The organism is Methanosarcina sp. (genome assembly GCF_035390745.1).
Lineage (GTDB): Archaea > Halobacteriota > Methanosarcinia > Methanosarcinales > Methanosarcinaceae > Methanosarcina.
The window spans coordinates 30,505-56,399 of record NZ_DAOOUJ010000008.1; the positions used below are offsets into that span (position 1 = coordinate 30,505).

The window sequence follows — 25,895 nt, forward strand, 5'->3', positions numbered from 1 at the left end:
AGTTACAAATGTTTAAAAGTTAAAGAGTAATTGTACTCCATACATATAAAAACTTTGTTTATTGCCAAGAAAAAGCCCGATCAGCAGGTAAATAGAACTAATTTTCCTAAAAAAAGAAACTGCTCTGACTAAAAAAACAAGATAGTAACCAGAGAATATCTGAAGAATTATCGGAGAATAACCGGAGAATGACCAGATATTCGTACAGAAAAAAAATCTACCGATGAACTGAAAGTATAAAGATCAAAAGAGCCTGAGAACTTAAATCTATTATAAGATATGAAAATATTTGGAGAATATATAAATAAAAGTTAAAAAGTAAAAGCAAAAAGGAGAAAAAGATAACTGAAATACTCCAATTTGTAATACCCTTAATATAGGATCAAGCTGGATATTTACATTTATAAAGTCCACGAGAGATCTTAATTATTCGGTTTTTCATTCAGGAGGGCGAATTACGGCCGATCAAGGAAAAGATTTGGGAAAAGAGGAAATTTCTGCTGAAAAAAGCTCTATTGAAAACCACAGGGTTTTGTTTCAAAGGTACGGAGAGAAATTAAAAGATCTGGATGCGGAACTGCTTACACCTGAAGATGAAATAGTTCTAAAAGAAGCTTTCAGGCATGCAAAAGAGGTTCTGGAACTGGAGGAACTGATAAGCTGGTTTATAACTGCTGCCGAGCCTTTCTACAGGTCAGCAGCCTGGAAAATGCTTTTACCCATATATGAAGAACTGCTTGACACTTCAGAAAGAGAACTCGGACAGGAATCTTTGGGGACCGCATCTGCACTTAACGGGCTTGCAGGAATCTATCGCTATATGGGAAAGCACGAAGAAGCCCTTAGGTTATTTTTAAGAGCACTCAGCATCCGTGAAAAAAACCTGGGTTCGGATCAGCCTGAGACCGGGGACACACTCAGCGAACTTGGAATACTTTGTTCTGTTATGGACAGGCAGGAAGAAGCCATTTCATACTATACCAGAGCTCTCGAAATTCAGGAAAAGTTTCTGAGCCCGGAGAATCTCGGAGCTGTCAGGACACTTAACAGGACGGCTTTTTATTACAAACTAATTGAAAAGCCGGAAAAAGCAGAAGAAATTTTCTCCCGGTCCCTCAGCCTGCTTGAAAGTCTTGCGGAAAAGGATCCGGAAAACAGGAAGGTAATGGCTTATACTGCCGGCACTCTGAACAATCTTGGTGTCCTTCTTTCGGAAATGGGCAAACTTGAGGAAGCAGAGGAAACTTACGGAAAGGCACTTAAAATCCAGGAAAAAGTGTACGGAAAAGAACACCCTCAGATAGCCCAGACATTAAACAACCTTGCCCTGCTTTATTTCCAGACTACAAGGTACGAAAAAGCCCTTATCCTTTATACACGCTCCCTTGAGATCATGGAAAAGCTGGGGAAGACCGAACATACAGGCTTTGCAACAACCCTGAATAACCTTGCAGGAGTCTATGTCCAGAAAGGCAGGCATGAAAAAGCCCTTGATCTTTACACGCGAGCCCTGGAAATCCGGGAGCGCATCCTTGGTCCGGACAATCCCGAGGTTGCAAAGACCCTGAACAACCTTGGAGAGCTTCACAGAATCCTTGGCCAGCACAAAAAAGCTCTCCCACTTTACACCCGGGCCCTCAAAATCTATGAATCCACACTTGGACCCACTCACCCGGATGTGGGCACTACTCTGAACAACCTTGCGGGCCTGCATGAAAGTATGGGAGAATATGAAACCGCAATTGGTCTTTACGAAAAAGCCCTCGACATAATCGAAAAAGAATACGGGCCCGATCATCCTTATTTCAAAATTACGCGGAACAACCTGCTTGGGCTGTATGAAAAAATAGAAAGAAGCTGGAGGGATAAGTATTAGCCTGAGCGGCTTTTTTCCCAGATAAATGTTATATTTTCATTTGAAAGTTATTACGGATGGCCGCTTGCCAGCCGCCTGTCGTTTATCAATCAGGATCTTATACTGGACTAAAAACTGAACATAATGGTAGCAAGATACCACTGTGGAAATTTCATAAGTTAAAAGTATTTCAGGATATGAGTTAAATTTTTGATGCCGGACCTTTTTCTAAATTTCAACTTTTTAAATATCAGTTTCATTTAAGCCAGTCACATTATAAAACGCCGGATTCTCAAGTAATGATTAATAGACTGCAGGACAATATAAATAGGGAATCAGGTCGGGACAAATCTGCCTGCCAGGGAAATCAGGCTGTCCTTACTGAAAACTTGAGAGGGGATTTTTCTGGTTATAATTGACGGTACAACACTCAGTGTCTGGGATCTTACCTTTCTTCTATTCGTTTTTCTTTTTCTTTATTCCATAATTTACCCGCAGTCTCAGCTCAAAAAAATTCGTATGCAGCGTATGGCGAAAATGAAGGCTATGGAGAAGCGCCACGGCTACAAAGTGCTAACAATGATCCACAGGCGGGAGGCAATTTCCTTTTTTGGGCTGCCTGCATATCAGTTTATAGACGAAGAAGATGCCGAACAGGTCCTGCGCTGGATAAGAAAATACAGGGATCATCCGCTTGAGCTGATCCTCCACACCCCCGGCGGACAGCTTCATGCCAGCATCCAGATTGCCCGCGCCCTGAAGAATCACCCAGAAAAGACCCGTGTAATTATCCCCCATTATTCGATGTCAGGAGGCACAATAATTGCACTTGCAGCAGATGAAATCGTGATGGATAAAGATGCCGTTATAGGACCTATCGACCCCCAGGTAGGAGACATCATACGTGGCCTCTTCCCGGCGCCTTCCTGGATCTATGCCGCAGAAACGAAAAAAGAAGACGCAGAAGATTCGACGCTTGTTATGAGTGATATCTCTAGAAAAGTCCTCAAGCTTACCCGGACCGTTGCAAAAGAACTTCTTGAGGGCAAAATACAGGGAGGAGAAGACAGGCTTGATGAGCTTGTTGAAAAACTGGTTAGCGGAGAAATGATACACAGCACCCCCCTCTCAGCCAGAGAAGCAAAAGAACTGGGGCTTCCAGTGAATACGGACTTCCCTGAAGACGTACACGATTTCATGAGGCTGTTCCGCCCCGTAAAAAAGACTGTAGAATATGTGGGATAAATATCAGATTTTTGCAATCGATCTCATTCGGTCTCCCTGACTTCAGCTTATCCAATACCTTAGTTTCATCTGCCCTATTAGCCCTGTTTGAGCCTTACCACATTGTATTTTTATCCCTTATCCGAAAGGTATTCTTCTGAAAACATTTTTATCGTAAGGTAAAAATAAGCCAGCAGAAGGGGGCCGATGACAATTCCTACAAGTCCAAAGAGTGAGATTCCTATAATAATCCCAAGCAGAGACTGGAAAGGATGAATTTCCCCTATTTTCTTCTGGATTACGGGCCTGAACAAACTGTAGTCTGCGATGGTTAGAAAAATCCCCGTTGCAAGGATGCCTGCTGATGCGATATAATCCTGCTGGAGAAACTGGATAATTATTGCAGGAACCCAGATCAAAGGAGTTCCTACCACTGGAAGGAAAGACAGAACTGCTGCAATCGATCCCCAGAGAAAAGCTCCCTGGATTCCAAAAATAAGAAAGGAAGCGGTCAGGATTCCTCCTTCGATTACTGCAATAGCACCGCTGGCGATAAGAGTCGTCCGGACAACGTTTCTGAACTCATCGAGAAGTACGATTGTGTTATTTGTATTGAAGGGAACTGCCAGAAATAAGCTGCGCATGAAATCTGATTCTTCACCTGTTAAAAGGTAGTAAAACAAAAAATACATTATAAGTAAACCAATAGCCTGCTGGCTGATGCTCTGAATTGAGCCCAGAACGAGTAAACTCAGGAAATTAAAGGCCTGAGTAGCAAGATCCATAACCTTCTCTTCAAGGCTGGTCTGAAAAGTACTGTAGACATCAAATCTTGAGAAAAGAGTGCTGAGAAGCTGGCTTCCGGAATGAATAGATGTCACAATAGCTTCCGGATTCAATAAAATCTGCTGGATCTCGATAATGACCATGCTCAGGAGAAAGAAAAGAGGAATCAGTACGAGAAATACGGAAATTATTATTACCAGAAATGCTGAAATCTGCCTGTTGAGCCTGATCTTTTTCAGGAGAAAGCGGTAGAGAGGTTTGAAGATAACAAAAAGGATTAAACTTCCAAAAATATAGTTTATGTATGGAAGAATCGCGTAAATAATTACAGCGCCCAGGATAACAATAAGAATAAGAGCCAGTGCAGTTCTCACCTGTCTTTCCATCAGACATAATGTGGTTTCTTATTATATAACCTATAAGCATAACAGTTCTTTCCAGCCGGTAAAAACTGCAGCAATCACACCGCAGCCCTGAAAAAATTAAGAAAAATCCGTAATCAGGGTCTGCCTCTCATCTCTTTCCCTGAGTTTCGTAACTCCAATACCAATAAGCCTGAATTTTCGCCTGCCTATGAATTCCGACAAAAGCTGCACTGCTGTCCTTTTGATAACAAAAATGTCTGAAGTCCAGATGGGAAGAGTCTTTGAGCGGGTATAGGTAGAAAAATCCTCAAACCGGACTGTAAGGGTTACGGTTTTGAAAAGAAAGCTGTGCATCAGGAGAGAGCCATGCACACTTTCTATAAGAAGGTCCAGGGATCCTGAGATTTTCACAGGGTCATTTGTGTCCTCTGAAAAAGTCCCGTGCCTGCTTATTGATTTTACGCTTTCTTTTTCTATGACCTCTTCAAAGTCAAGCCCGTTTGCCAGCTGTTTTAGCCTGAAACCCATTTTTCCAAACCTTTCAGAAAGCATCTGGATATCGCAGTTTGCAAGCTCTTCTACCCTGCTTATCCCCATTCCTTTAAGGATTTCATCGGTCTTTTCTCCCACTCCGGGAATTTTAGAAACAGGAAGCGGAAATAGAAATTCCCGGACGTCTTCAGGCCTGACAACAGTGAGCCCGTCAGGTTTCTGAAAACCCGAAGCAATTTTTGATACAAGCTTGTTAGGTCCAACCCCGACAGAACATGTGATTCTCTGCTGCTTCTGCACCTCATCCTTTATCTTCAGGGCATAGATGGCAGCTTCTTCATAATTCCTTATCTCAGGCCCGGGTATAAGATAGGCTTCATCCACACTGACCTGCTGGAACTTTTCTGCAAACCCCCGCAAAAGTTCCATTACTCCTGCCGAAACCCCCGCATAGAGCTTCATGTTAACAGGTAAAAATACAGCATGCGGGCAGAGCCTGTAAGCCTGAGAAATCGGCATTGCCGAATGGATCCCATATTTCCTTGCCTCATATGAACAGGTGCTTACAACTCCCCTTCCAGACCCTCCTTTAGGGTCAGAGCCCACAATTACGGGCAGTCCTTTCAGTTCAGGCTTTTCTCTAACCTCTACGGACGCAAAAAAGCTGTCCATATCAACATGGAAAATAATTCGCCTTTCAGGGGTGTTCTTTTCTGAATCAGGGGCAGGCATCAAGTAAGATAGAATAAAACACGTAGAAAAGGCTTGAGGAAGCCGGGTGAAAGTATTAATTCATATGCTGAAAACTATATCTTTCTGGCTTATGAACCTTAATTTTCATTTCAGGGCTGTAAAAATAGCTGAACTCTTTGTAAACGGCTTAATTCAGGACTCTTCCTCTGCATCCTCATTTCTTCTGTACATTGTTGCTTTTGATAAAAAGCACACTCCCATAGCCGGCATCAAAATTACCAGATAAAAAACCAGAGGCAATAACAAATCCTCAATGCTTGACCATCTGGAAATCTCTATGAGTGCGAGAATAAGGAAAAGTATTGAAAAAACGCTTGCTGCAGATGAAACCACAAGGTATACCTTTGTTAAACTATCATGTCCATACGAGGATAAGAATAGTGATACGGAGCAGGGGGACAGTAAAGCCAGTACAACAATCCAGAGAGTTTCTGCCGTATTTATGGGATCTGCAAGAAATGGTTCCCTGGAATAAATGAGAATATTCGCTATAACCAGTAAGAACATCGAAACGCACAGCGGGACTGCCAGATACCATCGGGATAGTATTTTTCTGGCTTCCAGCAGGAAAAGCACGGAGCCTGAAAAAGAGATAATGCTTAATAACTCGATTACAGAGATGAAAAGCAGGCATGGTGCCATAAAACAGGACATTTCAGGATACGCTGTTGTAACGGGCATAAAACGGAATACAACGGATACAAAGCCTGTGACCCAGGCCATCAGAAAGACAGCTGACGTCAACGTCAGAGCAAGATTTATCCTCATTAACTCGTCACCAGATGTGGAGTTGGGGAAGTATGAAACAGGCTGTCATAAAGGCTGTCATAAAATGTGATTAAATATTCAGACAATGGAAGCAGGTTATCACTGCCCCGGATAACAACCTATAAAGGGAGATGCTATTACAGCTCCCATTACCCTGGAATCCTGTAGAATGGATACCGTACTCGAATGTTTGGGATCAAATAGACCTTTATATTATATTAAATAGACCTTATGAAATAATCCCTATAGTAAATATCTACTTCCCCTGTTTGCATTTTCAGGATAAGAAATGAATTCATTACCCCTGTAAACTGTAGTTAAATCTAAAATTTACAAGAAGTCTCTTCCAGCTTTTCAGGCGGCTCTGCTCAAAAGTAAAATAGAGGAAATTTGGAAGATGCTTGACTCAGAGTTTTAATTGGTCCTTTGAGCTCAGCTTAGTAATAATGTCAAAAAATTAGTCAATGTCAAAAAATTAGTCCTCTTGAGCGCAGCGAAAAGGACGGCGTACTCCCGAGGCGCAATTCGGGGAGCGCAGCGAAAAGGACGGCGTACTCCCGAGGCGCAATTCGGGTGAGAAAAGATTTCTGTAAGCCGGTAAATATAATCTTAACATATTCAGCCTTCATTCAATTCAAAACCAGGAGATTTCATTGGAGGGGGAAATGAAAAGAACAAAGGTGATACTTGGTTTTTTAGCTCTTGTTGTCCTTATTTTTGCAACTTATATTATCCTGAGAACCGTACCCATTAATGACTGCGGAGAAAACGGGACAGGACTTGCCTGTATAGAGCTTCCGCAGGGCTTTTCTATAGATTATTATGCAGAAGGGGTTGAAGGGGCAAGATCTATGGCTTTAAGTCCAAACGGAACGCTTTTTGCAGGAAGCCGAAATGCCGGAAAAGTCTATGCCATGCCTGACTGGAATGGAGACAATAAGGCTGATAGCGTAATCGTACTTGCCGAGGGTCTGGATAATCCTAACGGTGTGGCATTCAGGAATGGCTCTCTGTATGTAGCCGAAATTTCAAGGGTGATCCGGTATGATGATATTGAAGCAAGGCTTGAAAACCCACCCGATCCTGTGGTGGTCAATCGAAATTTTCCGTCAGACAGCTCACACGGCTGGAAATACATAAAGTTCGGTCCTGATGGAAAGCTATATGTGCCTGTGGGGATGCCGTGTAATGTTTGCAACCCAGAAGATAAGCGTTATGGAACGATTATGCGGATGGAACCTGATGGAAGCCAGCTCGAAATCTTTGCAAGAGGGATAAGAAACACTGTGGGTTTTGCCTGGCACCCTGAAACTGAAGAATTGTGGTTTACTGACAACGGCAGGGACTGGCTTGGAGATGATCTGCCGCCAGATGAACTTAACAGAGCATCTGAACCGGGAATGCATTTTGGTTTTCCATACTGCCATGCTGGAGATATTCCTGACCCTGAATTCGGGAAAGATAGAAATTGTTCGGAGTTCACAGCCCCTGAGATTAAACTGGGCCCGCATGTGGCTGCACTCGGGATGACCTTTTACACTGGCAGCATGTTCCCTGAAGAATACAGGAACCAGATCTTTATTGCCGAGCACGGCTCATGGAACAGGAAAATTCCGACAGGCTACAGGGTTACTCTGGTAAAGCTTGAGAACGGGACTCCCGTAAGTTATGAACCTTTTGCTGAAGGCTGGCTTCAGGGGCTTGCAGCATGGGGAAGACCTGTGGATGTGCTTGTGATGCCTGACGGAGCTCTGCTCGTGTCAGATGATAAAAATAATGCAATCTACAGGATCAGTTACGCCTGAGGAAAATATCCTGAAAAAGATACATATAAACATGCCAGAGAAGCCATAATTACTAAAAAACTTCCCAGATCGGTAAAAATACTTATGATTATGCGTCCATATATGATAAGCAGGGGTGAATAATTGTTATCTAAAATTCCTGTAGACCTTAAGGAAGCATCTGAAGACGATATAGATAAGGAAATTATCAGAGCCGGGATTATTGCCGAGCTTGATGCCATAAACCTTTACGAGCAGATGGCTGCCCTTACCAAGAATGAGGACATAAGGACAATCCTGCTGGATATCGCAAAAGAGGAAAAGACACATGTAGGGGAGTTTCAGGCGCTTTTACTCCGGTTTGACTCCCAGCAAAAACAGGAACTTGAAGAAGGGGGTAAGGAGGTAGAGGAGGAGCTATCCAGAAAATAACCTGAACACAGAAAACTCTGATGTGAAAAATAAGAGAGAGACACGACCGCCAGCAACACCCTCTTACCAGAAACAATAATCAGATAATAAGTTCAGGCAGGGGTAAGTCCCCGGGGGTGTGGTGGCTGCCCGGGAACTCTGATTGCACCCACATTCCCATATATATGATTCAGTATATAAAATATTCGTGAAGAATATTTGTGAGGATTGATGAAGAGATATGGAAGCGTTCAAATAACTTCACAGGATTCTTTTATACCAGTGTCAGAAGCAATAATTAGAAAAGTTAATATTGAGAGTGTTACTCTTCCATAATAAAATTCTGGTGAAACAAAGGACTGAAACTGATATTTCCTGTGGCAGTTCTTACACAAAAAACAATAACTCAATATAAATTGAAATATACCGAAAATGCTAAAAAGGATGTCACTATCACATTGCGTTCAATATCACAGAAAAGTAAATAGGAGCAAGTAAAACGTCGCCTGCAGAAATACAAATGTTATTAAATGCATTATTTTTTTCGTCTATATGTGTAATAATGCTATTCATCGTCCAGAAGTTTTTTGCCTGGCAGAGTTCAAAATATCATCAGATGAATCCTTTCGTGAATACCTGGAAGATAATCAAGACAATGAAGTTATGGTGAACTCATGTATTACCCATATGTTGAGACAGATACTGGAAATGAGACTCCATATGAACCCTCAACCGTGAACACATAACTTAAGAAGTGTTAGAAAAACGAAATTATCTTTTTTCAGTGCCATTTACCCGTAGAGGTGTTATTTTCCCCTCCTCTACTTTATCAGAAAACAGATATGTTGTGCCCCGTTGAGATGTGACAGACTGTGCTACGCTACTGGTTTTGTTTTTAAAGCAATAGTTGTATTACGAAGCTTTTCCATTCACTATTTAACTGTATACTTATTCTTTAAGTGAGTTCGCAAGATCTCACTTGAAAATAAAAACGTATCAGATATTGAGATTGCAAGAGTGTCCACACCGTCGGGAACCAGAACAAATATTAAAAATTAGTCTGTGTAAGGGCAGGTTCACCCTGAATTTCTAAAAGTTGAAAACATTAGATTTAAACCAGGTTTATCCAGAGAACCAGCAGAAGGTGAATTCCAATAAATACCGGCACAGAGTATTTAAATCTGGGTTTCTGGGTCTTGTGCCTGAACTGCGTCATTCCGAGCCATGCACCGATTGGTCCGAAAAGTGCAGCTATCAGCAGGCTCTTTTCCGAAATGCGCCATTTTTCCTTTCTTGCTTTGTATTTGTCCAGACCGTAAAGGGCAAAAGAAACTGCGTTAAGGGCAATATAAACGATAGGAAAAAGAAAGTAAATAGCATCTTTCATGGAAAAGAAATATCCTTTATAATAATTAAAGGCTGTGATGCTCTATTGAAATGATTGTATTCCAGAGCAGCACCTCTTTTTATGTTATAAGGTTTCAGAATTATGTATAATGTTTTAGAAAATACAAAATAAAATAGAGATGATATCTAAGAGCAGAGGACTAATAGATGAATGTAAAAGGGAAGGAAGATCTACAGAAGCTGAAAAGTAAAAATAACGATCAAAAAAGCCTTACTTCTCCTCTGCCTCTGGTTTTAAAGGTGGGTCGTTATCTTCCAACCCTTATTCTCCTGGGACTTGCTGTTCATCTGATTCTTCCCCAGATCGCTTCATTTGAAGAGTCCCTTCAGGTGATCAGGACAATGGCTTTATGGGCTGTACTGCTCGCTGCTTTTGCCCAGATACTGAGCTATATCGGAACCGGTTATCTCCTGTATTCGGTTGTGGCAATAGTAAACCAGAACCTTTCAGTGTTAATGGGAGCTATGATAAATCTAGCTGCAACAAGTATGGGAATGGTAGCTGGAGGCACTTTAGGAAATGCTGCAGCCACTTACCGATGGGTACGGAAATCGGGGGTAAGTGCAGAGGGTTCAGGGCTTGCAGGAACTCTGCCCACTATTTTCAACAATGCCATTCTGACAATCCTTGCAGTAGCCGGAATTATCTATCTGATGCTGGTCCATGAACTTTCTTCATTGCAGTTTTTTACTTTCCTCCTGATCCTGGTCTTGATGGGCCTGGGACTTGCAGCAGTGAGCTGGGGAAAACATCACAGGGATAGATTTACATCCGCAGCTGTAAGTATTGCATCTTCTTTTGCCCATCTCCTGAAAAATCCCTATACTACAGATGCAACCGAAGCCCTTGTAAGCCGCATGTTTGCAGCTCTTGATACTCTGGACAATGGAGGCTGGAAACGGCCATTACTTGGAGCCACACTTTCCACAGGTTTTGATATGCTAACTCTTTACTTTTTTTTCATAGCCGCAGGACACCCTGTAAAACTTTCAGTCTTATTTGTTGGATACGGGCTTCCCCTGCTTTTCGGGAAAATGGCTTTCCTGATCCCAGGAGGAGTTGGAGTTGTTGAGAGTACAATGGCAGCCCTTTACACAGGGCTCGGGGTCCCGGGACCAATTACAGTTGTGGTTATACTCGGTTACAGGATGTTTTCTTTCTGGATTCCTACTTTAATCGGCTTTCCAATTGCTTTTTACCTGCAGAAAAAATGAAGGAGAATTTTGATAATATTCAGTGCTGTTTTCAGTATGCTAACAGAAATGATTCTATTCCGGAGTCCCATCTCTTTTATATATTAAAATGTGTGAGAGAATACAAAATAAAGACTACCTTAATTTCAGAGGATTAAAAATGGACATAAATGGACAGGATGGTTTAGAGGGTCAGAATAATAACTACAATAATCGGAGCCTGATATCGTTTCCACCTCATGTCTTAAAAGTTGGACGCCACCTTCCAACCCTTATTCTCCTGGGACTTGCAGTTCATCTGATTCTTCCCCATATTGCATCTTTTGAAGAGTCGCTTCAGGTAATAAGGACAATGGCTTTATGGGCTGTACTGCTCGCTGGACTTGCAGAGATCATAAGCTACATCGGATACAGTTATCTTATTAATTCGGTTCTTGTAATAGCAAACCAGCATATATCAACATTAAAAGGAGTAGCCATAACTCTTGCTGCATCGAGTATGGGAATGCTGGCAGGTGGCACTTTAGGAAATGCTGCAGCCACTTACCGATGGGTGAGAAAAACTGGCGTAAGCAAAGAGGGTTCAGGACTTGCAGGTACACTGCCTACAATGTTCAACAATGCAATAATGATTTTACTCGCAACATCCGGAACAATTCACCTGCTTCTTGTTCACGAACTTTCTCCTCTGCAATTCTATACATTTATTCTGTTCCTGACTCTGCTGAGCCTTGGCTTTCTGACAGTAATCTGGGGAAGAAAGCACAGGAAAAGATTCAAGGCAAAAGCCGGAAAAATAGCAGCTTTCCTTGCCAGAATCCGGAACAAACCCTATAATCCTGCTCCGATAGAGAACTTTGTAAGTCGGTTTTTTGCAGCCCTTGATGTCCTGCATAAAGGAGGCTGGCAACGCCCGTCTCTGGCAGCCGTTTTTTCCATAAGTTTTGACATGTTAACTCTTTACTTCTTCTTCATAGCTGCAGGACATCCTGTAAGACCATCAATTCTCATTGTAGGATACGGGCTTCCCCTTCTCTTAGGAAAAATTGCTTTTCTGGTCCCCGGCGGGGTAGGGATTGTCGAGAGCACGATGGCAGCTCTGTACACCGGTCTCGGGGTACCCGGACCGATTGTTGTTGTGGTTATACTCAGTTACAGGATGTTTTCTTTCTGGATTCCAACATTAATAGGCTTTCCAATAGCATTTTATCTGCAGAAGGAATGAAGTAAAAAAAAGAATATGAAGTAAATTTTCGGAGTTTACATTAAATTAGGATTCAATTATATTAGTCATTAGATATTAACAGAGGATTTGTTGGCTGGGGATTACTCAATTACTCCGATTCTGTAACGCTTCCCTTTAATCCGGGTATCATTCTGTGAACTTTTTTCTGGTATTCCCTGTATTCATCCCCGAACTGAGCCACCAGCCTTGTCTCCCAGTGCAGGGACCCGAGAAACAGATAGACGGTGGTCAAAAGGTATATGATAAGCAGGTTTACGGTCATAAAAGGAGTGAGCCAGATCCCGAGAAGTCCTGAGAGCAGGAAGGGATCCCTTACCCACCTGTAAATGCCCCGGATCTTCAGTGAATCTGATTCGGAATCCTGCGGACCGGAAAGCTGCGAGTTTATTTTGAAGCGGTGCGGAGCGTCACGAAAAGCCAGGGGGGCAAGAACTCCAGCAATCAACTGCCCACCGACCATGAGCCAGCGCCAGGGTGAAGGTATTTTGTAGAGAACCCGCCCAGGATTTTTGTAGAGCTGATAGGCAAGCGGCAATATCGTCAAAACTGAAATGAAGCTGTATGCAGGCAGATAGAGCTTTTCTGCTCTGGGGCCAGCAGCCCTTATGATTAAGCGTTTGAAGGGCAGGCTCGCAGTCAGGCTGTGAATAGCTGCAAATGCTACCAGAGAAAAAACAGGAGTAATTTTGGAAGAAACCAATACCACAGTCCCCTTTATCTTATTTAAATAGCTAATATCTCCACACTAATATGAAAAGTTTACTTATTGCCTTAAAAATATATAGATGTCGTTTTGTATTTGATTGGCATTACATATAGGTATTCAATATCAATTCTTATGGAAAAAATAGGTCCAAAACTAAAAAGGGAACGCCAATAATCTTATTTCTGAAAATAAGTAAAAAGTGAAATCAACAAATTACAGAGTTATATCTTCTGAAAAAATATATTTCAATTGAATTGGGCATCAGGATAAAACTTCAGTTTCCCTTTCTGTAATCATTAAATATGTTAAGGGCGCTTTAAAGTTTCACCCCATTGTCGGTTAATGTGATATTACACTTCCCAACAAAAAATGTATCGTGCACGTCTACACCATTTATTGTTTGCCTGGGTATATCGTTTATTTCCACCTTACGGTCAGTTATATGAATTTTTTTGCCTCCAACAAAAAAAGTCCCGCTCACTGCCAGGTATCCGTCTTCTGTGATTCTGGTATTGAGAATAACATCGCCGCTTTCTCTTTCTTTTAATGTGAGACCGTTTCCTATCTCGATTTCTCCCTGCACATCAAATTTTTCGTTTATTTGAGTAAACTCGTTTCTGTCTATTTTTGCTATGAGTTCGGAATCTTCATCCCGGACCTCTGCTGTAAGAACCAGACCGCCCTCGGAGTTTTCCAGAGTAAGCAGGGGAGTCCGGTCTCCTGTGTTCTTATCCTGATATGACACTGTATACATCTGGTCTGCGTATACGTTCGATCCAAGAATTAGCATATAATCGTCGTGGATCATTGGTTTTCGCCTGTGAATTTTTGCACATGTTTACTGAGATTATTATATAAAACGCTTCTCAACCAGTTTTTATTGCGAATAATTGAAGACAGTTGTAATAAAAAAAGTATTAAGATTTAAGCCGGAGATTAGATTACGACAGATCAACCCATTTCGATCCAATCTAATCTCCAGCAAAACACATGCTTCATTTTTATAATGTTTAAACTCAGGCAGGAGTTTCCTTGTTCAGGATATAAGAGACCATTCCAGGGTTCAGCTTGCTTTCCCTTGAAACTTTTTTCTCAATCTCCTCAGCGGCTTTGCCTTCGTTTTTCATTTCCTTAATTTTTTCAATCACTGAGACTGGAATTGCGTAATATTCGTTTATATCTTTCCTGTGTCCCCAGACATCTCCTTCAAGGAGATGGACTCTCTGCATCTGAAGGAACATCGCTATGGACTTTGAGACTGTACGCATATATGATTTGGGTAACTGAATTACCTCAATCTTCGGACATGTTTCAACCAGTCCAAAGATGTCCTTGTTTGAAGGTCTGAATGCCAGATGAACAATACGCTCATTCGGATTAAGTGTAAAGATCTCTTCCCTGGAACTGACAACTCTTATCCTCATGTTTTTCCCCCACTGTAAAGTTTTTTAGTTTGATTTTAGATGTTTAGTTTTGAATTGCTTCAGGTTAAAGGTGAAATGTATAGAAGTTATACTTTTTAGATGAAACGAAATTATTTATGCAGATATCCCTGAAGAAGCTTTTCCCCTCTTCACTTTTCCCTGAGCAGCTGAAAGGCATTTAAGTGTACAGTAAATTGCCTTTTCTTCCACTTTTTTCAGGACTACGAATTCATTCCCACAAATTGGACATGTTTTAGTTACGTACTCCATAGAACTTCACCCAGTTGTTTTTATTAGTTTTGACTGTTTTTCATATAAGACTTTGATAAATGAATTACCTCAATTTTCGGGCAGGTTACTACCGGTCCAAAAATATCCTTGTTTGAATGCCTGAATTCAGGTGAACAAGGCGTTCTTCAGATTTTGTGTAAGATTTCTTTCCTGGAACTAACCTCTCTTATCAGGGTGTTAGTTTCATCTTTTCCTTCCCCACTGTTAAGTTCTTTTTTGATTGTACTTTGATATTGAGTACGTTTACTTCTTATATAAAGTTATCTCATTAAACTAATATTATTTTGGTAGTATTCACGAAATACCGGTTATATTTAAGTTAATAAATTGAATTAAAAAAGCTTATTATGGCCTAAAAACGCGGTTAAAAGGCATAGTATTCAAATCATTACACCTACTTTTGCTTCAGTTACGGGTCAAATTTCTTATATATCATTGATTAATTATTTTTTATAGTTGTCATTCGACTTCATATTTTTTGAGAAAATTAAAATGAGGAAGAGTGAGGGTAAAACCATGTCCTGTTGCTTATATAGGGGTGCGCCATCTCAACTTTGATTTGTTCAACATATCAGCCATATGCAGGTGAAAGGCCAGAGCAATAAGATGAAAATTAGGAAATCAAATCTTTAAATAGTACATCTCTGGCAATTTTCTCTATTAAAATCCAAAAAAAGATGAAAGTTTTGTCTGCGCTATTTTCTGAACCGGCTCTTCAGGTATGGTTTCTTGCAGTGCTTCCTTCAATCCTTCCTGTTTTCTTTCTCTTTGCAAGCTATTTTCCGAAAAGCCTGTTATAAAACTGCTTTCATCTTCCGAGCCCGGTGAATTTCTGTAGTATTGCATTGTTTTCTCCTGCCAGCTGCCTGAGAAAAGAAGAAACTTCATGCCTCTTTTCTGCTCGTTCCACTCCCAAACTTCGGAGCGGTAAAAAATAGCTGCTAACTGGCTTGAGAGCTGTGCATAAGGAACCTCCTGTCTGAGACTGTACAGGAATTTTCCTATGCCGTCCTTTTCAGTCCCCATATACAGTTTTGCTGCATTATTTGCCAGGTCTTTCCATTCCATATCCTGCATAAACTCATGAAGCCTGTCCAGGTGACTGCAACTAACTTTGTCTATTCTTGGAAAAAGGGAATTCCTGAACTTCCTTTTTATGAAGATATTTCCCCGGCTGTCTATTCGCCAGAAAAAAGCCTTCTCTTTTGTTCCAAGGGTATGGGACAGAGCCCAGGAAGCAGACATAGGAATAAATCAGATTTTGAATCTAAAAAATGTTTGTGATTTGTGCTGGATTTTCCTGTTGAGAAAAATCAAAATTTTGTGGCGTTCCTTTTGTATGTTTCTTTAACAATTAAGAAATAATTCAATGAGTTTAAATGTTCAAATACATCCTGACAGCGAGCCAGATAATAAACCATCCAATGGCCGAGAGCAAATTATTTCTGAATTCTGTCTCCATAAATATATACACTCATCAATCATATTTAAATTTTTTTCTCTGTTTAAAAGTGTGCATGGGAGCCTATTTCAGCCTTCTTGCCTATCATTAGCATAAAGCAAAGTTTATTTCTCGCTCCTCGATTTGTTTTGAATGGAAAGTACCTGCTGCCATTTTCCAGATGTTGCTGAATCACGTTCACGTTTTTTTATTCAAACCTTCAGCTTTTCATCCAGCCTTGGCACGATTTTATCAAAATACCTTGTTACCACACATGATTCCATACATTTTCCGCACCTTATACAGGACTCACTCACATGCGGTTTTCCTTCTTTAATCGAAACTGCGCCGACAGGACAGGCTTTTACACAGATCCCGCAGCCTGTACAGCGGGAAAGCCTTACTAACTGCTTTGCCGTTTCCTTAAAAAGCTGGACAGCCTTTTCTTTAGTTTCCGAGCTTACAAGCAGGTTTCCGTTCGAGAAAAACTTCACAGTCCCGGTTCCGGTTTTTACCAGCAGCATGCCAAGTTCTTCTGCATAGATGGTCTTTCCAAGCACATTAATGAAATCTGCGGCTTCTTTTTCCCTGATGCCTTTAACCCCTGCCTCGACAGAAAATCCTCCAGCTTTGCAGGGAGATATTCCTGAAACGACCTCGATCTCAAAGTCTTCGGCTTTTTCTTTCGCAAGGACGGATATTCCAAGCTCTTCTGCCAGCCTGAGCATTTTAGGAGGCAATTCTTTCCAGCGCCAGAACCCATGCTCTACGAACTTTTCCGAAAGCCCGCGTGCTTTTGCCCACTCGAGCAGAAAAGCATTCCACCTGGCATACATTTCAGGATGCAGCTCTTTTACCCTGGAATATTCGGCAGCAAGGGCAGACGGGCAGAGCCAGCACCCGACCCTTTCAAAGCCCAGATCATAGAGAGGGTTGTATGAAAGCCCTCTCCAGTGGATATAAAGCCAGACCTCAAGAGCGCGCCAGTCCCGGATAGGGAAGATATTGAGCTGTGCTGGGACGAAGGGGTTTGTTTCACTTGCCGCAATCCTTGCCCTTGAAAAAGACTCGTGTTTCCGCTTGCCGTCTACTGTCAGGTAAGCAACTGCATCTGCAGCATCCTTTTCCTGAAAGGAACATGTTTCTTTTCCTGTTTCCAGATCTCCTGCCGAAGCCAGCTTGCAGACCTTGCAGCACCAGCGGAAATCCTTTGCAGGAGGCCCGAACTTTTCTACCTGCTCCCAGAAAGCAGAACCAGAGTTCATCTCTTCAAGTGGCACTTTCATTTCCCTGCAGGAACTCCGGGCAAATTCCACAGTTTCTGGAAATTCAATTCCTGTATTCAGAAAAAAAGCCCTGAACTCCCTCTGCTTCAGGGCAGCCTTTGTCAGGTCCAGCACCACAAGGCTGTCTTTTCCTCCGCTGAAGGACACATATACAGGCAGGTTCCTGTACTCATTTCTGGAAACAATCCCGCGAATAGTATTTATGGCATTTTTCCCGAGCGTCTGAAGGTGCTTTCTGTTAGCTTCTATACATACCCTTAAATCCGGAGCCTCAGGGTGAAGGAAAGCTTCGCCACTGTCAACTTTTCTGACCCTGAGAATTTTCACTTCGCTTTTTTCGCTTTCGGACTGAGTGGATTCGGATGTTTTTTTCAGATCTGTAAAATCCGCGCTGTCGATGTATGAAATTCCATATCCACTGAGGCTTCCCGCAGTTACAAGGACAAAATCCCCTGCTTTTACGTCGCCGGCAAAAGAATCTATAAGCTCTGCAGGCACGTTTTTTCCATTGAGGTGCCTGTTTGTTTTCTTAAGCTCGACTTTTTTGCCTTCAGCATGTTTAAGGAGAATTTTTGCCCCCTGAAGGGAAGGCTCAAAGCGGTAGTCCATTCTGGAAAGTTCAAAACTGAGCGCTCCGAAAATAAAGCCGTCTACAATAACCTCGTCAGTTTTGTCTTCTCCGGGGATTTTATTAAGGAGAACAAGCCTGTCTCCCAGAGGATCACAGCCAAATGATGAAATCAACTGCCCAGCAAGAAGCTCGCGCTCATATGGAGAACAGAACCTTATATCGGCAGGCTGGGAAAGATGGAGTATCTCACCTTTGCCGCCGCAGATTTCACATTCTTCCCCTATAAGAGGCAGATTGCATTTTTTGCACCAGAATATGTAATTATCTTCATATTCAAAGCGCGAAGAGGATTTTTTCTTTGAAAAACTTTCCGTATCAGGCAGTTTTTCAGAGCCAGAGCTCTTTCTGCAGGAGGGTTTTTCTTTAAAGTCTCGTGACCGGTTTTCTGCCCTTTTTTCGCGGGTTTGCGGACCCTTTCTGTCCTGACTATTTCTATCCGGACTGTTTCTTTTTTGTTTTTTTGAGCTGGAAGCCTGGTATTTTTCTTTTTTCTGATGCATGGAAGCCCTGACCGGTGGTTAGAAGAAATGATTAAGTATCTTATCGTTCAGTTTTCTGCAAGGATGCATTTATCGATATATCAATATTTTGAGAGAAAGGAAGATCAGGTAAAGAAAACATGGCAATACTGTTAAAAAGGTATTACATGCAAACTCCTGTTGGATAGCCCATATAAAAATATAACTTAAGACTTATATTTAAGTTGTTATACTATTAAATTATAAGAGCTATGAATATATTAACCTTCCTTTAACCTTTCTGAGAAGAATTAAGGTCTACTGGAACAAAAGGGAACAGGGTTTCCAGAATAAGCCAGCATTTATTCAAACTATTTACTATTTATTCAAACTATTTACTGTTCAAACTTGATTTGTGATCTAGCTTAATTTGTTATGTAAATGTGATATCTTATGGAATATGATGTTGTTGTGGTTGGAGCTGGCCCTGTGGGCTCTACTGCTGCCCGCTATGCGGCAATGAACGGGGCAAAGGTTCTCCTGCTTGAAGAGCACGCTTCAATAGGGTCGCCGGTGGGCTGTACAGGGCTTCTGAGCACAAGAGCTGTTGAAGAGTGTGACCTAAAGCCCTCTGACGAATTTGTTTTCAATTCTGTGAGAGGAGCTTTTGTGCACGCTCCTGACGGGCAGTGCCTGCCTATTGATGGAAAGCATACAAGGGCATATGTTGTTTCCAGGAAAAACTTTGACCGCACCCTTGCAGTAATGGCTGTGGAAGAAGGTGTTGATCTATCTCTGAAAACAAGAGCTATCGGACTTGAAAAAGAATACTCTGAAACCGGAACAGGGACAAAGGGAAATAAAAACAAAAAGAACTCCCCGGTAAAACTCAGGATAATCAAAAACGGTAAGCCCGAAACCATATCCACTTCTGTGGTTATAGGCGCGGACGGGGTAAAAAGCCGCATAGCCAGTTATGCAGGACTTGAAAAACCTGCGCGTGTACTCCCGGGAATACAGATCGAAGCCCCTTATGCCTCGGATGACAGTGACTTTGTTGAACTGTTTCCCGGCTCTTCAGCCCCGGGTTTCTTTGTATGGACCGTGCCCCTCAACGAAAAAACCTCGAGAATAGGGCTTGCTATTGAACCGGGAATTGCCAGCAAAAGCGGGCATGGAGAGAATTCACCGTTTTCCTACCTTGAAAGATTCCTGCGCTCAAACCCGCACGTAAAAGCAAGGTACTCAGGCGGCATGCTTGATTTTGTGGTCGGCGGAATTCCTATCGGCCCTCAGGAAAAAACATTTGCTGACGGCATCCTCCTTGCAGGCGATGCTGCAGGGCAGGCCAAACCAACATCAGGAGGGGGAGTTTACACCGGGGCTTTTGCAGCAAAAATCGCAGGAAAAGTTGCAGCCGAAGCCGCCCTTGAAGGAGATACCTCTGCAGGCAGGCTTTCCGAATACGATAAACTCTGGAGAAAGGGCCTGGCAAAAGAACTCGATATAGGCATGAAAATCCATGATTACATGGGAAAGCTGGAAGACAATCAGCTGAACGAACTCATAGGCTCTTTAAATACTCCTTCCATCCTGAATACGATCACGGAATACGGAGATATGGACCATCCATCTGTCCTTATGAGAAAGCTGATGTTCTCAGGCAACTCTTTGAGGCTGATGAAAGCCTTCGGGACATTTCTGAAGACGCTCTTTTAAAGAGATCTGCATTGTGTTATATCCTGAAATGATTTTGCATATACCAAAACAGTTGAATTTTCAATTTATGATACAGCAGCAGGTGATTTAAAAGGAAAAACAGTTAGTAAAAATACAAGAAAAAAATGTAACTGGGAAAATGTAAATCTTACTCTTCAGCCTTTTCCATTTCATTCAGCCGGTTTCTTTCAAAGTTCAGGACTTTCCTGATAATTATCTTTTTGGACCCGAGTGCAAGTTCTTCGTTTTCAGGATAGTTTTCCTTTACATAATCATAAAGTTCCGGAACACTCATCTCGTCAAGTTTCCTTTTGAGCTTGTTAAAATCCTCCATAAAAGACACCTCACTTACAAAGAGCGAATTACATATACATTTTCACATCTGGGCAGGGATCCTGAATATATTTCAGAGATCCTTTTAAGACACCTGGCAGGATTAATAGTCCTTTAATAGTCCTTAAATAGTCCTTAATCCTGCCAGTTTCAAATAGCCTGATAATACTCCTGATAGCTGTTTTTATATATATCCATATTCAGCCAAAAACTGCAATATATTGTGTTTATCACTGCCTATCTAATTTCTTTCTGATTCATATCCAAAATATTAATATGTCAATAATCTCATCATACATGTGACTGCCGAATAGGATTTTCGTGAAAAAGAACGCCGAAAACGCGGAGCTCCGGACAGGAAACTCAAAATCTGGAAAATAAACTGAGAACAAAAAAGCAGATACTTAAAGGCCGGGTGGTAATATAGACATTGCTGAAAGAAAAAGCAAAGCAGAAGAAGACTGGAAGGAAGAATTTCTATTAAACAGCCCCAGCCCGGTCCTGAGGATAGAAAAAGATGGAGTAATTACCTATTCTAATGAAGCAGGAAAGCTTTTACTTGAAGCATGGGAAAGCAGTGTTGGAGGAAAAGTTCCCGCAAATGTCCAGGAAGCTTTGCGAAAAGCAGCCCTGAGAAGAAAATCTGAATACATGGAGATTAAGGTGGGGGAAAAAACGTATTTAGTCACTTTTATGCCTTCTGCTGACAGTAAACATACTGTTCTCCAAGCAATGGACATTACTTTATCCAAAAAAGCCGAAAGAAAACTGTCCTTAATAGATAAACATCATAAAAACCTTACCAGAATTGCCGAACTGTCTCTTACAGGCCAGAATCTCCAAACCCTTCTGGACGAATCTTTTGCCTTAATTACTGCTACTCTTGATGTAAAATACTGCAAGATTCTGAGACTTTTGACTGGCGGAAATTTTTTAATTGAAGCGGGTACTGGATGGAAGCCGGAAGATAAAGGCAAAGTCATAGAAAGAAAAGCAGCTTCGAATGCCGGATATACTGTTCTTTCAAAAACCCCTATCCTGACAGAGGAGTTAAACAAAAAAGGTTCTATTGAAAGAATGGGACTTGAAGGCTATCAGGAAATAACGAGAGGAATGAGTGTCCTTATAGGGACCCTTGAAAAACCATATGGAGTGCTTGCAGTTCACAGCACGAAGAAAGAGAAGTTTGAAAAAGAAGACGCGTATTTTTTAGAAGCTGCTGCATCCCTGATTTCATCAGCCTTTGAACAAAATGAAGTCGAAAGTATCCTGAAGGATAAGGTACTTTTTCTTGGAACTCTTTTAGATGCGATTCCAGCTCCTGTTTTTTATAAAGACAAGGAAGGGATCTACCGTGGATGCAACGAACTCTTTGCGAAAATGATTATTGGAAGATCAAAGGAAAACGTAACCGGATACTCTGTAGACGAGCTCCCTGAATCACTTCCTTCAGAACTGGGAAATCTTTTCAAAAGAACGGACAGGCAGTTGCTCCAGAGAGGAGGAAGCCTGGTTTATGAATCCAGAATGAAGTGTTCCGACGGGGTAATCAGGCAGTTCCTTATTAATAAAACCGTATACACAAACCTCAATGGAGATATTGAAGGGCTTGTGGGAGTAATGCTTGATATTACCGGACGCAAACACACCGAAGAAAAGCTGTTAAAAAGCGAAGAGAGGTATCGGCTGGCTACGGAACAGACAGGACAGTTGATATACGAATTTGACCTGAGAAGTGGTCATGGTGAATGGGCAGGAGCAGTCATGGAACTTACAGGCTACAGCTACAGTGAAATGCAGAACTTCGACTTTTATGACTGGCTTGAGCACATACACCCCGATGAACGCAAAAGAGTACAGCAGGAATTTAGAAAATGCTGGAACACAGGAGAAAAATTTAATACAGAATTCAGGTTCAGGCGGAAAGATGGAAGCTATTTTTTTGTGGAGAATAAAGGGGTCTACCTGAGGGATGAAGAAGGCTGTGTATGCAAAGCTCTTGGGGTGATGAAAGACATTACTGAAATCAAACTTTCCTCAGAAAAACTGAAGGAAAGCGAAGAGCTTTACAGATCATTTTTAGAGAATTTTAAAGGAATATCATTTAAGCTGGACAGGAATTTTACGCCTGTTTTTCTGGAAGGAGCTGTCGAGGAAATTACCGGGTATCAAGAAGAGGACTTTATCACCGGCAAAATAGATTTGTCTGCCCTTATTCTTCCAGAAGACTATCCATTGCTCGAGATAAGCAAGGAAAAACTGTATTCTTCCCCTAGCTCTATTCTGGAGCACGAGTACAGGCTCAGGCGAAAAGATGGAACTGTAAAATGGGTTCATGAGTTAATCCATAATATCTGCAGCGAAGAAGGAGAAACTGAGTTTATCCAGGGCTATGCTTACGATATTACTCAGAAGAAAAAAGCCGAGGAAACCCTTGCAAAAGCCGAAGCAATCGGCATGAGGGAAATCCACCATCGTATCAAAAATAACCTTCAGATAGTTTCGTCCCTTCTGAGCCTTCAGGCTGAGAAGTTTAAAGATAAGACTGTTGTTGAAGCATTCCGGGAAAGCGAAAATCGCGTTGTATCCATGTCGATTATCCATGAAGAGCTTCATAAATCCGAGGATACTACAAGCATAGATTTTGCAGCCTATCTGAGAAAACTTACTTCTGAACTCCTTTATTCTTACAGGGTTGGAAATGAGAAAGTCCAGCTCTTCCTTGATGTAGACCCCATATTCCTTGGAATAGACACTGCAATCCCTCTGGGAATTATAATTAACGAACTCTTTTCAAATTCCTTAAAATATGCGTTTCCCAGAGGCACCGATGGAGAGATCAGAATCTCTCTCTGCAAACATCCTGAAACCTCTGGACCTGCCAGTGAATCAAACAGTAATACCGGTGAAAAAGAACCAGCCAAAAACTATGGATTTACACTTGTTTATTCGGATAGTGGGGGATGCTTCCCAGAAAACATCGATTTTGAAAATCCCAGTACTCTTGGTCTGCAGCTTGTAAATGCTCTGGTTGAACAGCTTGATGGGACAGTCGAGCTTGAGAAAGGAGAAAAAACAAAGTTCACTATCAGATTTGAAGATAAGGGCATTCCGGAAAAAAACTGAACCGAGTCCGATTTCTTCTTTTTTGTCCGAATTACAGGTTTTTTCCGCCATAAGATCTGATATGCTTCCAGGCTTTATGGTAATCGGCAAAAAGAACTTCATCTGTATATATCTCGTTATTATCCCTTTTATACAGCTCTCTATCCTTTCCTATCGGGCAGACTTTGATACATATCCCGCAGGGCGAAATGTAACGCCTGTTTAATTCGGCGCTGTAAGAGGAACAGGCTTTCTTATCTGTTAACCCGTCAGGATAATCTTTCTTTTTAAGAGCATTCGACGGGCACATTTTAACACAGCGCATACAGCGGGTGCAGAGCTGAGTATCCAGCACTGGATCTGAAGGAAGCTCAGCTGTGGACAGGATTGAACCAAAACGGACCCTGGGGCCGTACTCAGGTGTAAGGATCGTATTGTTCACCCCAAAGTTTCCCAGACCGGCAAGAAAAGCTGCATGCCTGTGAGAGAAGAATGCAACAGGATTTTCCAGAAGCACCTGAATGTTTCCATACCCGTCTCTGGGTACAAAAATAGATGGGTATCCTTTACTGGTCAGGAAGTTGGCAAGCCTATATGTGTATTGATCCAGTAGATTATTTACAGTATTGTAAAGTTCGCGGTAATATATTGAGGGTGATGTCTCCAGCACCGGCAGAGGGATCGGCAATCCGATAACTATCACTGATTTTGCTTCGGGGTATATGGATTGAGGATAGAATTCTTCAGGCATCCATGGCAAAAAAGGCGGGTTAGTCCATCTCTCAACACTGGCAACCCCAACCATGGGTATGTCCATACTTTCGCATTTCTGCAGGAGGGCTTCTTTCAGGTCTTCAGTCATAAATATCCCTTCTTTGTGATTCCTTATCCCTGCATGGAGATGGTTTCTTCACAATTTGAACATTTCCACCCATAAACATATTCAGGATAGAGAGTTATGTTTTGGTTCCCGGTATACGGAAAGCTCAGAAAATAAGCGCATTTGGGCAAAGTGTGTTCTGATCAAAATCAACCAGCTGATATATCAGTGCCTGAGTTTTCTTCAGAGCCATAATACTATAAGTTTTTATGTCATGAATGTAAGGTAAATAGCAGATATGAGAAACAACTTTAAGCAGAAATCATCGGTTCCTAATAAATACTTGATTTTGATTGCAGGCATCGTTTGGATGTTTGCTGGAATAATGGTAATAGAGACCGGATTACCATATTTTATAAATCAGGGGAGATATATTTTTAGTGTTTTTTTAGCTGCTTCAGTATTTTCAGTATTTTATTTTTTCATTTTCTCTAAATTAGTTGAAAAGCACACGACTCGAATAAGTAAGGATAAAAGAAAGAAAATGTTTGTTATGGAATTTTTTGATAAAAAGTCATACCTGATTATGGTGGTAATGATATTAGGCGGAATTACTATTCGGAAATTCAGTCTTTTGCCGGCTTTTGACATAGGATTCTTTTATGTTGGGATTGGTCTGGCATTGTTCTCGTGTGGCATGAAGTTTGTATATAAATTTAAGAATTCGTCTTTGTGATTGAATGTTTCCATCATTCAGCATCCAGAAGGGGGTCTCAAGCATTGCTGCCTGAGGGAGACGAAGTTGTGGATCTCTTCGACAACTGGCTTCACTATCGGACCGATACTCAGCCTGGAGCTTCAGGCTCGCCAGTATTCAAAATTGGGAGAACTGCCCCCGGAACATTACCGAATGGCGGACGGCTATAACCCCTGATTTTCTGGGCTCCCTGCGCCATCTGCCACTTCCCAGGCTGGTCGATAATCTCCAGTCCAAAGTCGCAAAGCTCAAGGATGGGGGGAGATTCTCACCTGCCTGCACTTCTCGATAGTGATGAATGCCGATCGAAGGCTGACCTTTCTATACCGCGGCGAAAAGGGTCTGGAAAGTCAGAGGAGCAATATAAGGAGGATTCGCTCTGTTGCAGACATAATGCTCTGATCGAGCTCTTGATGGTTGTTGCTTCGGATTAGACAATGAAGCACAATCTTGCCAATTAACTATAAAGGCCCATGCTGGAAAGCCATTTTTTTGAATGTCGGCTTCACTTTATTTTGCGGGAAAGCTCAATGACTGGCAGCGTCATATCTTATCCGCCCCGCCAGGCTCCAATTCTTTTCGCACCATGCTTGCATGATAGACTCTTTTATTGTATTTCGGTACTAAAATATAATAATT

At 41.7% G+C, this 25,895-nt stretch carries 23 protein-coding genes; 12 read left to right on the forward strand and 11 right to left on the reverse strand.

Translation table 11 applies throughout. The annotated features are described in order from the left end of the window. The first annotated feature begins 478 nt into the window (after window positions 1-478). Complete coding sequence (locus tag PLL47_RS03825) at window positions 479-1,876, forward strand: tetratricopeptide repeat protein (RefSeq protein ID WP_324444876.1); 1,398 nt, start codon at window positions 479-481, stop codon at window positions 1,874-1,876. Window positions 1,877-2,269: 393 nt separating this feature from the next. Continuing rightward, window positions 2,270-3,100: an SDH family Clp fold serine proteinase gene (locus PLL47_RS03830; protein ID WP_324444924.1), complete on the forward strand. Its 831-nt coding sequence runs from the start codon at window positions 2,270-2,272 to the stop codon at window positions 3,098-3,100. Between the two features lie 110 nt (window positions 3,101-3,210). On the opposite strand, the gene PLL47_RS03835 is transcribed toward PLL47_RS03830, so the two are convergent. After that, complete coding sequence (locus PLL47_RS03835; RefSeq protein WP_324444877.1) at window positions 3,211-4,251, reverse strand: AI-2E family transporter; 1,041 nt, start codon at window positions 4,249-4,251, stop codon at window positions 3,211-3,213. Between the two features lie 96 nt (window positions 4,252-4,347). Continuing rightward, on the reverse strand, window positions 4,348-5,457 hold the full coding sequence (gene dinB, locus PLL47_RS03840) for a DNA polymerase IV (RefSeq protein WP_324444878.1): 1,110 nt from the start codon (window positions 5,455-5,457) through the stop codon (window positions 4,348-4,350). A gap of 43 nt (window positions 5,458-5,500) precedes the next feature. Here dinB and PLL47_RS03845 point away from each other — a divergent pair, with 43 nt between their 5' ends. From PLL47_RS03845 to PLL47_RS03865, 5 genes are all read left to right on the forward strand, one after another. Then, window positions 5,501-5,701, forward strand: coding sequence for a hypothetical protein (locus PLL47_RS03845; protein ID WP_324444879.1), 201 nt, complete (start codon window positions 5,501-5,503; stop codon window positions 5,699-5,701). A 27-nt stretch (window positions 5,702-5,728) separates the two neighbouring features. Then, window positions 5,729-5,950 (forward strand): hypothetical protein, encoded by a 222-nt coding sequence (locus PLL47_RS03850; protein WP_324444880.1) that lies wholly within the window; start codon window positions 5,729-5,731, stop codon window positions 5,948-5,950. Next, window positions 5,951-6,313, forward strand: coding sequence for a hypothetical protein (locus tag PLL47_RS03855; RefSeq protein WP_324444881.1), 363 nt, complete (start codon window positions 5,951-5,953; stop codon window positions 6,311-6,313). It begins immediately after the preceding gene. A 595-nt stretch (window positions 6,314-6,908) separates the two neighbouring features. Continuing rightward, entirely contained in the window at window positions 6,909-8,048 is a 1,140-nt protein-coding gene (locus PLL47_RS03860) for a PQQ-dependent sugar dehydrogenase (protein WP_324444882.1), read from the forward strand. Window positions 8,049-8,171: 123 nt separating this feature from the next. Beyond that, on the forward strand, window positions 8,172-8,459 hold the full coding sequence (locus tag PLL47_RS03865) for a ferritin family protein (RefSeq protein ID WP_324444883.1): 288 nt from the start codon (window positions 8,172-8,174) through the stop codon (window positions 8,457-8,459). A 1,090-nt stretch (window positions 8,460-9,549) separates the two neighbouring features. Here the strand turns inward: PLL47_RS03865 and PLL47_RS03870 are convergent. Continuing rightward, window positions 9,550-9,825, reverse strand: coding sequence for a DUF1294 domain-containing protein (locus tag PLL47_RS03870; protein WP_324444884.1), 276 nt, complete (start codon window positions 9,823-9,825; stop codon window positions 9,550-9,552). A 167-nt stretch (window positions 9,826-9,992) separates the two neighbouring features. Here PLL47_RS03870 and PLL47_RS03875 point away from each other — a divergent pair, with 167 nt between their 5' ends. Together PLL47_RS03875 and PLL47_RS03880 are read left to right on the forward strand one after the other, a co-directional pair. Further along, window positions 9,993-11,060 (forward strand): lysylphosphatidylglycerol synthase transmembrane domain-containing protein, encoded by a 1,068-nt coding sequence (locus PLL47_RS03875; RefSeq protein WP_324444885.1) that lies wholly within the window; start codon window positions 9,993-9,995, stop codon window positions 11,058-11,060. Between the two features lie 139 nt (window positions 11,061-11,199). Further along, the gene (locus PLL47_RS03880) at window positions 11,200-12,264 is read left to right on the forward strand and encodes a lysylphosphatidylglycerol synthase transmembrane domain-containing protein (protein ID WP_324444886.1); all 1,065 of its coding nucleotides are present in this window, start codon (window positions 11,200-11,202) and stop codon (window positions 12,262-12,264) included. A gap of 109 nt (window positions 12,265-12,373) precedes the next feature. On the opposite strand, the gene PLL47_RS03885 is transcribed toward PLL47_RS03880, so the two are convergent. From PLL47_RS03885 to PLL47_RS03910, 6 genes are all read right to left on the reverse strand, one after another. Next, window positions 12,374-12,985: a methyltransferase family protein gene (locus PLL47_RS03885; RefSeq protein WP_324444887.1), complete on the reverse strand. Its 612-nt coding sequence runs from the start codon at window positions 12,983-12,985 to the stop codon at window positions 12,374-12,376. A gap of 322 nt (window positions 12,986-13,307) precedes the next feature. Continuing rightward, window positions 13,308-13,799 carry a hypothetical protein gene (locus tag PLL47_RS03890; RefSeq protein WP_324444888.1) on the reverse strand — a complete coding sequence of 164 codons (492 nt, stop codon included), beginning with the start codon at window positions 13,797-13,799 and terminating at the stop codon, window positions 13,308-13,310. A gap of 208 nt (window positions 13,800-14,007) precedes the next feature. After that, a complete protein-coding gene (locus tag PLL47_RS03895; protein ID WP_324444889.1) occupies window positions 14,008-14,415 on the reverse strand; it encodes a DUF1699 family protein in 408 nt (135 codons plus the stop codon). A 114-nt stretch (window positions 14,416-14,529) separates the two neighbouring features. Further along, window positions 14,530-14,685, reverse strand: a complete 156-nt coding sequence (locus PLL47_RS03900) for a hypothetical protein (protein WP_324444890.1) — start codon at window positions 14,683-14,685, stop codon at window positions 14,530-14,532. 681 nt (window positions 14,686-15,366) lie between these two features. Continuing rightward, entirely contained in the window at window positions 15,367-15,951 is a 585-nt protein-coding gene (locus PLL47_RS03905; protein WP_324444891.1) for a hypothetical protein, read from the reverse strand. Window positions 15,952-16,359: 408 nt separating this feature from the next. Continuing rightward, window positions 16,360-18,564 carry a phosphoadenosine phosphosulfate reductase domain-containing protein gene (locus tag PLL47_RS03910; protein ID WP_324444892.1) on the reverse strand — a complete coding sequence of 735 codons (2,205 nt, stop codon included), beginning with the start codon at window positions 18,562-18,564 and terminating at the stop codon, window positions 16,360-16,362. 411 nt (window positions 18,565-18,975) lie between these two features. Between PLL47_RS03910 and PLL47_RS03915 the strand changes: the two genes are divergently transcribed. After that, window positions 18,976-20,241 carry an NAD(P)/FAD-dependent oxidoreductase gene (locus PLL47_RS03915; RefSeq protein WP_324444893.1) on the forward strand — a complete coding sequence of 422 codons (1,266 nt, stop codon included), beginning with the start codon at window positions 18,976-18,978 and terminating at the stop codon, window positions 20,239-20,241. Between the two features lie 148 nt (window positions 20,242-20,389). Here the strand turns inward: PLL47_RS03915 and PLL47_RS03920 are convergent, their stop codons facing one another. Beyond that, window positions 20,390-20,575, reverse strand: a complete 186-nt coding sequence (locus PLL47_RS03920) for a hypothetical protein (RefSeq protein ID WP_324444894.1) — start codon at window positions 20,573-20,575, stop codon at window positions 20,390-20,392. 692 nt (window positions 20,576-21,267) lie between these two features. Between PLL47_RS03920 and PLL47_RS03925 the strand changes: the two genes are divergently transcribed. Next, window positions 21,268-23,700, forward strand: coding sequence for a PAS domain S-box protein (locus PLL47_RS03925; protein WP_324444895.1), 2,433 nt, complete (start codon window positions 21,268-21,270; stop codon window positions 23,698-23,700). A 31-nt stretch (window positions 23,701-23,731) separates the two neighbouring features. On the opposite strand, the gene PLL47_RS03930 is transcribed toward PLL47_RS03925, so the two are convergent. Then, window positions 23,732-24,541: a 4Fe-4S binding protein gene (locus PLL47_RS03930; RefSeq protein WP_324444896.1), complete on the reverse strand. Its 810-nt coding sequence runs from the start codon at window positions 24,539-24,541 to the stop codon at window positions 23,732-23,734. Between the two features lie 328 nt (window positions 24,542-24,869). Between PLL47_RS03930 and PLL47_RS03935 the strand changes: the two genes are divergently transcribed. Further along, window positions 24,870-25,235, forward strand: a complete 366-nt coding sequence (locus tag PLL47_RS03935; RefSeq protein WP_324444897.1) for a hypothetical protein — start codon at window positions 24,870-24,872, stop codon at window positions 25,233-25,235. The last annotated feature ends 660 nt before the right edge of the window (window positions 25,236-25,895 follow it).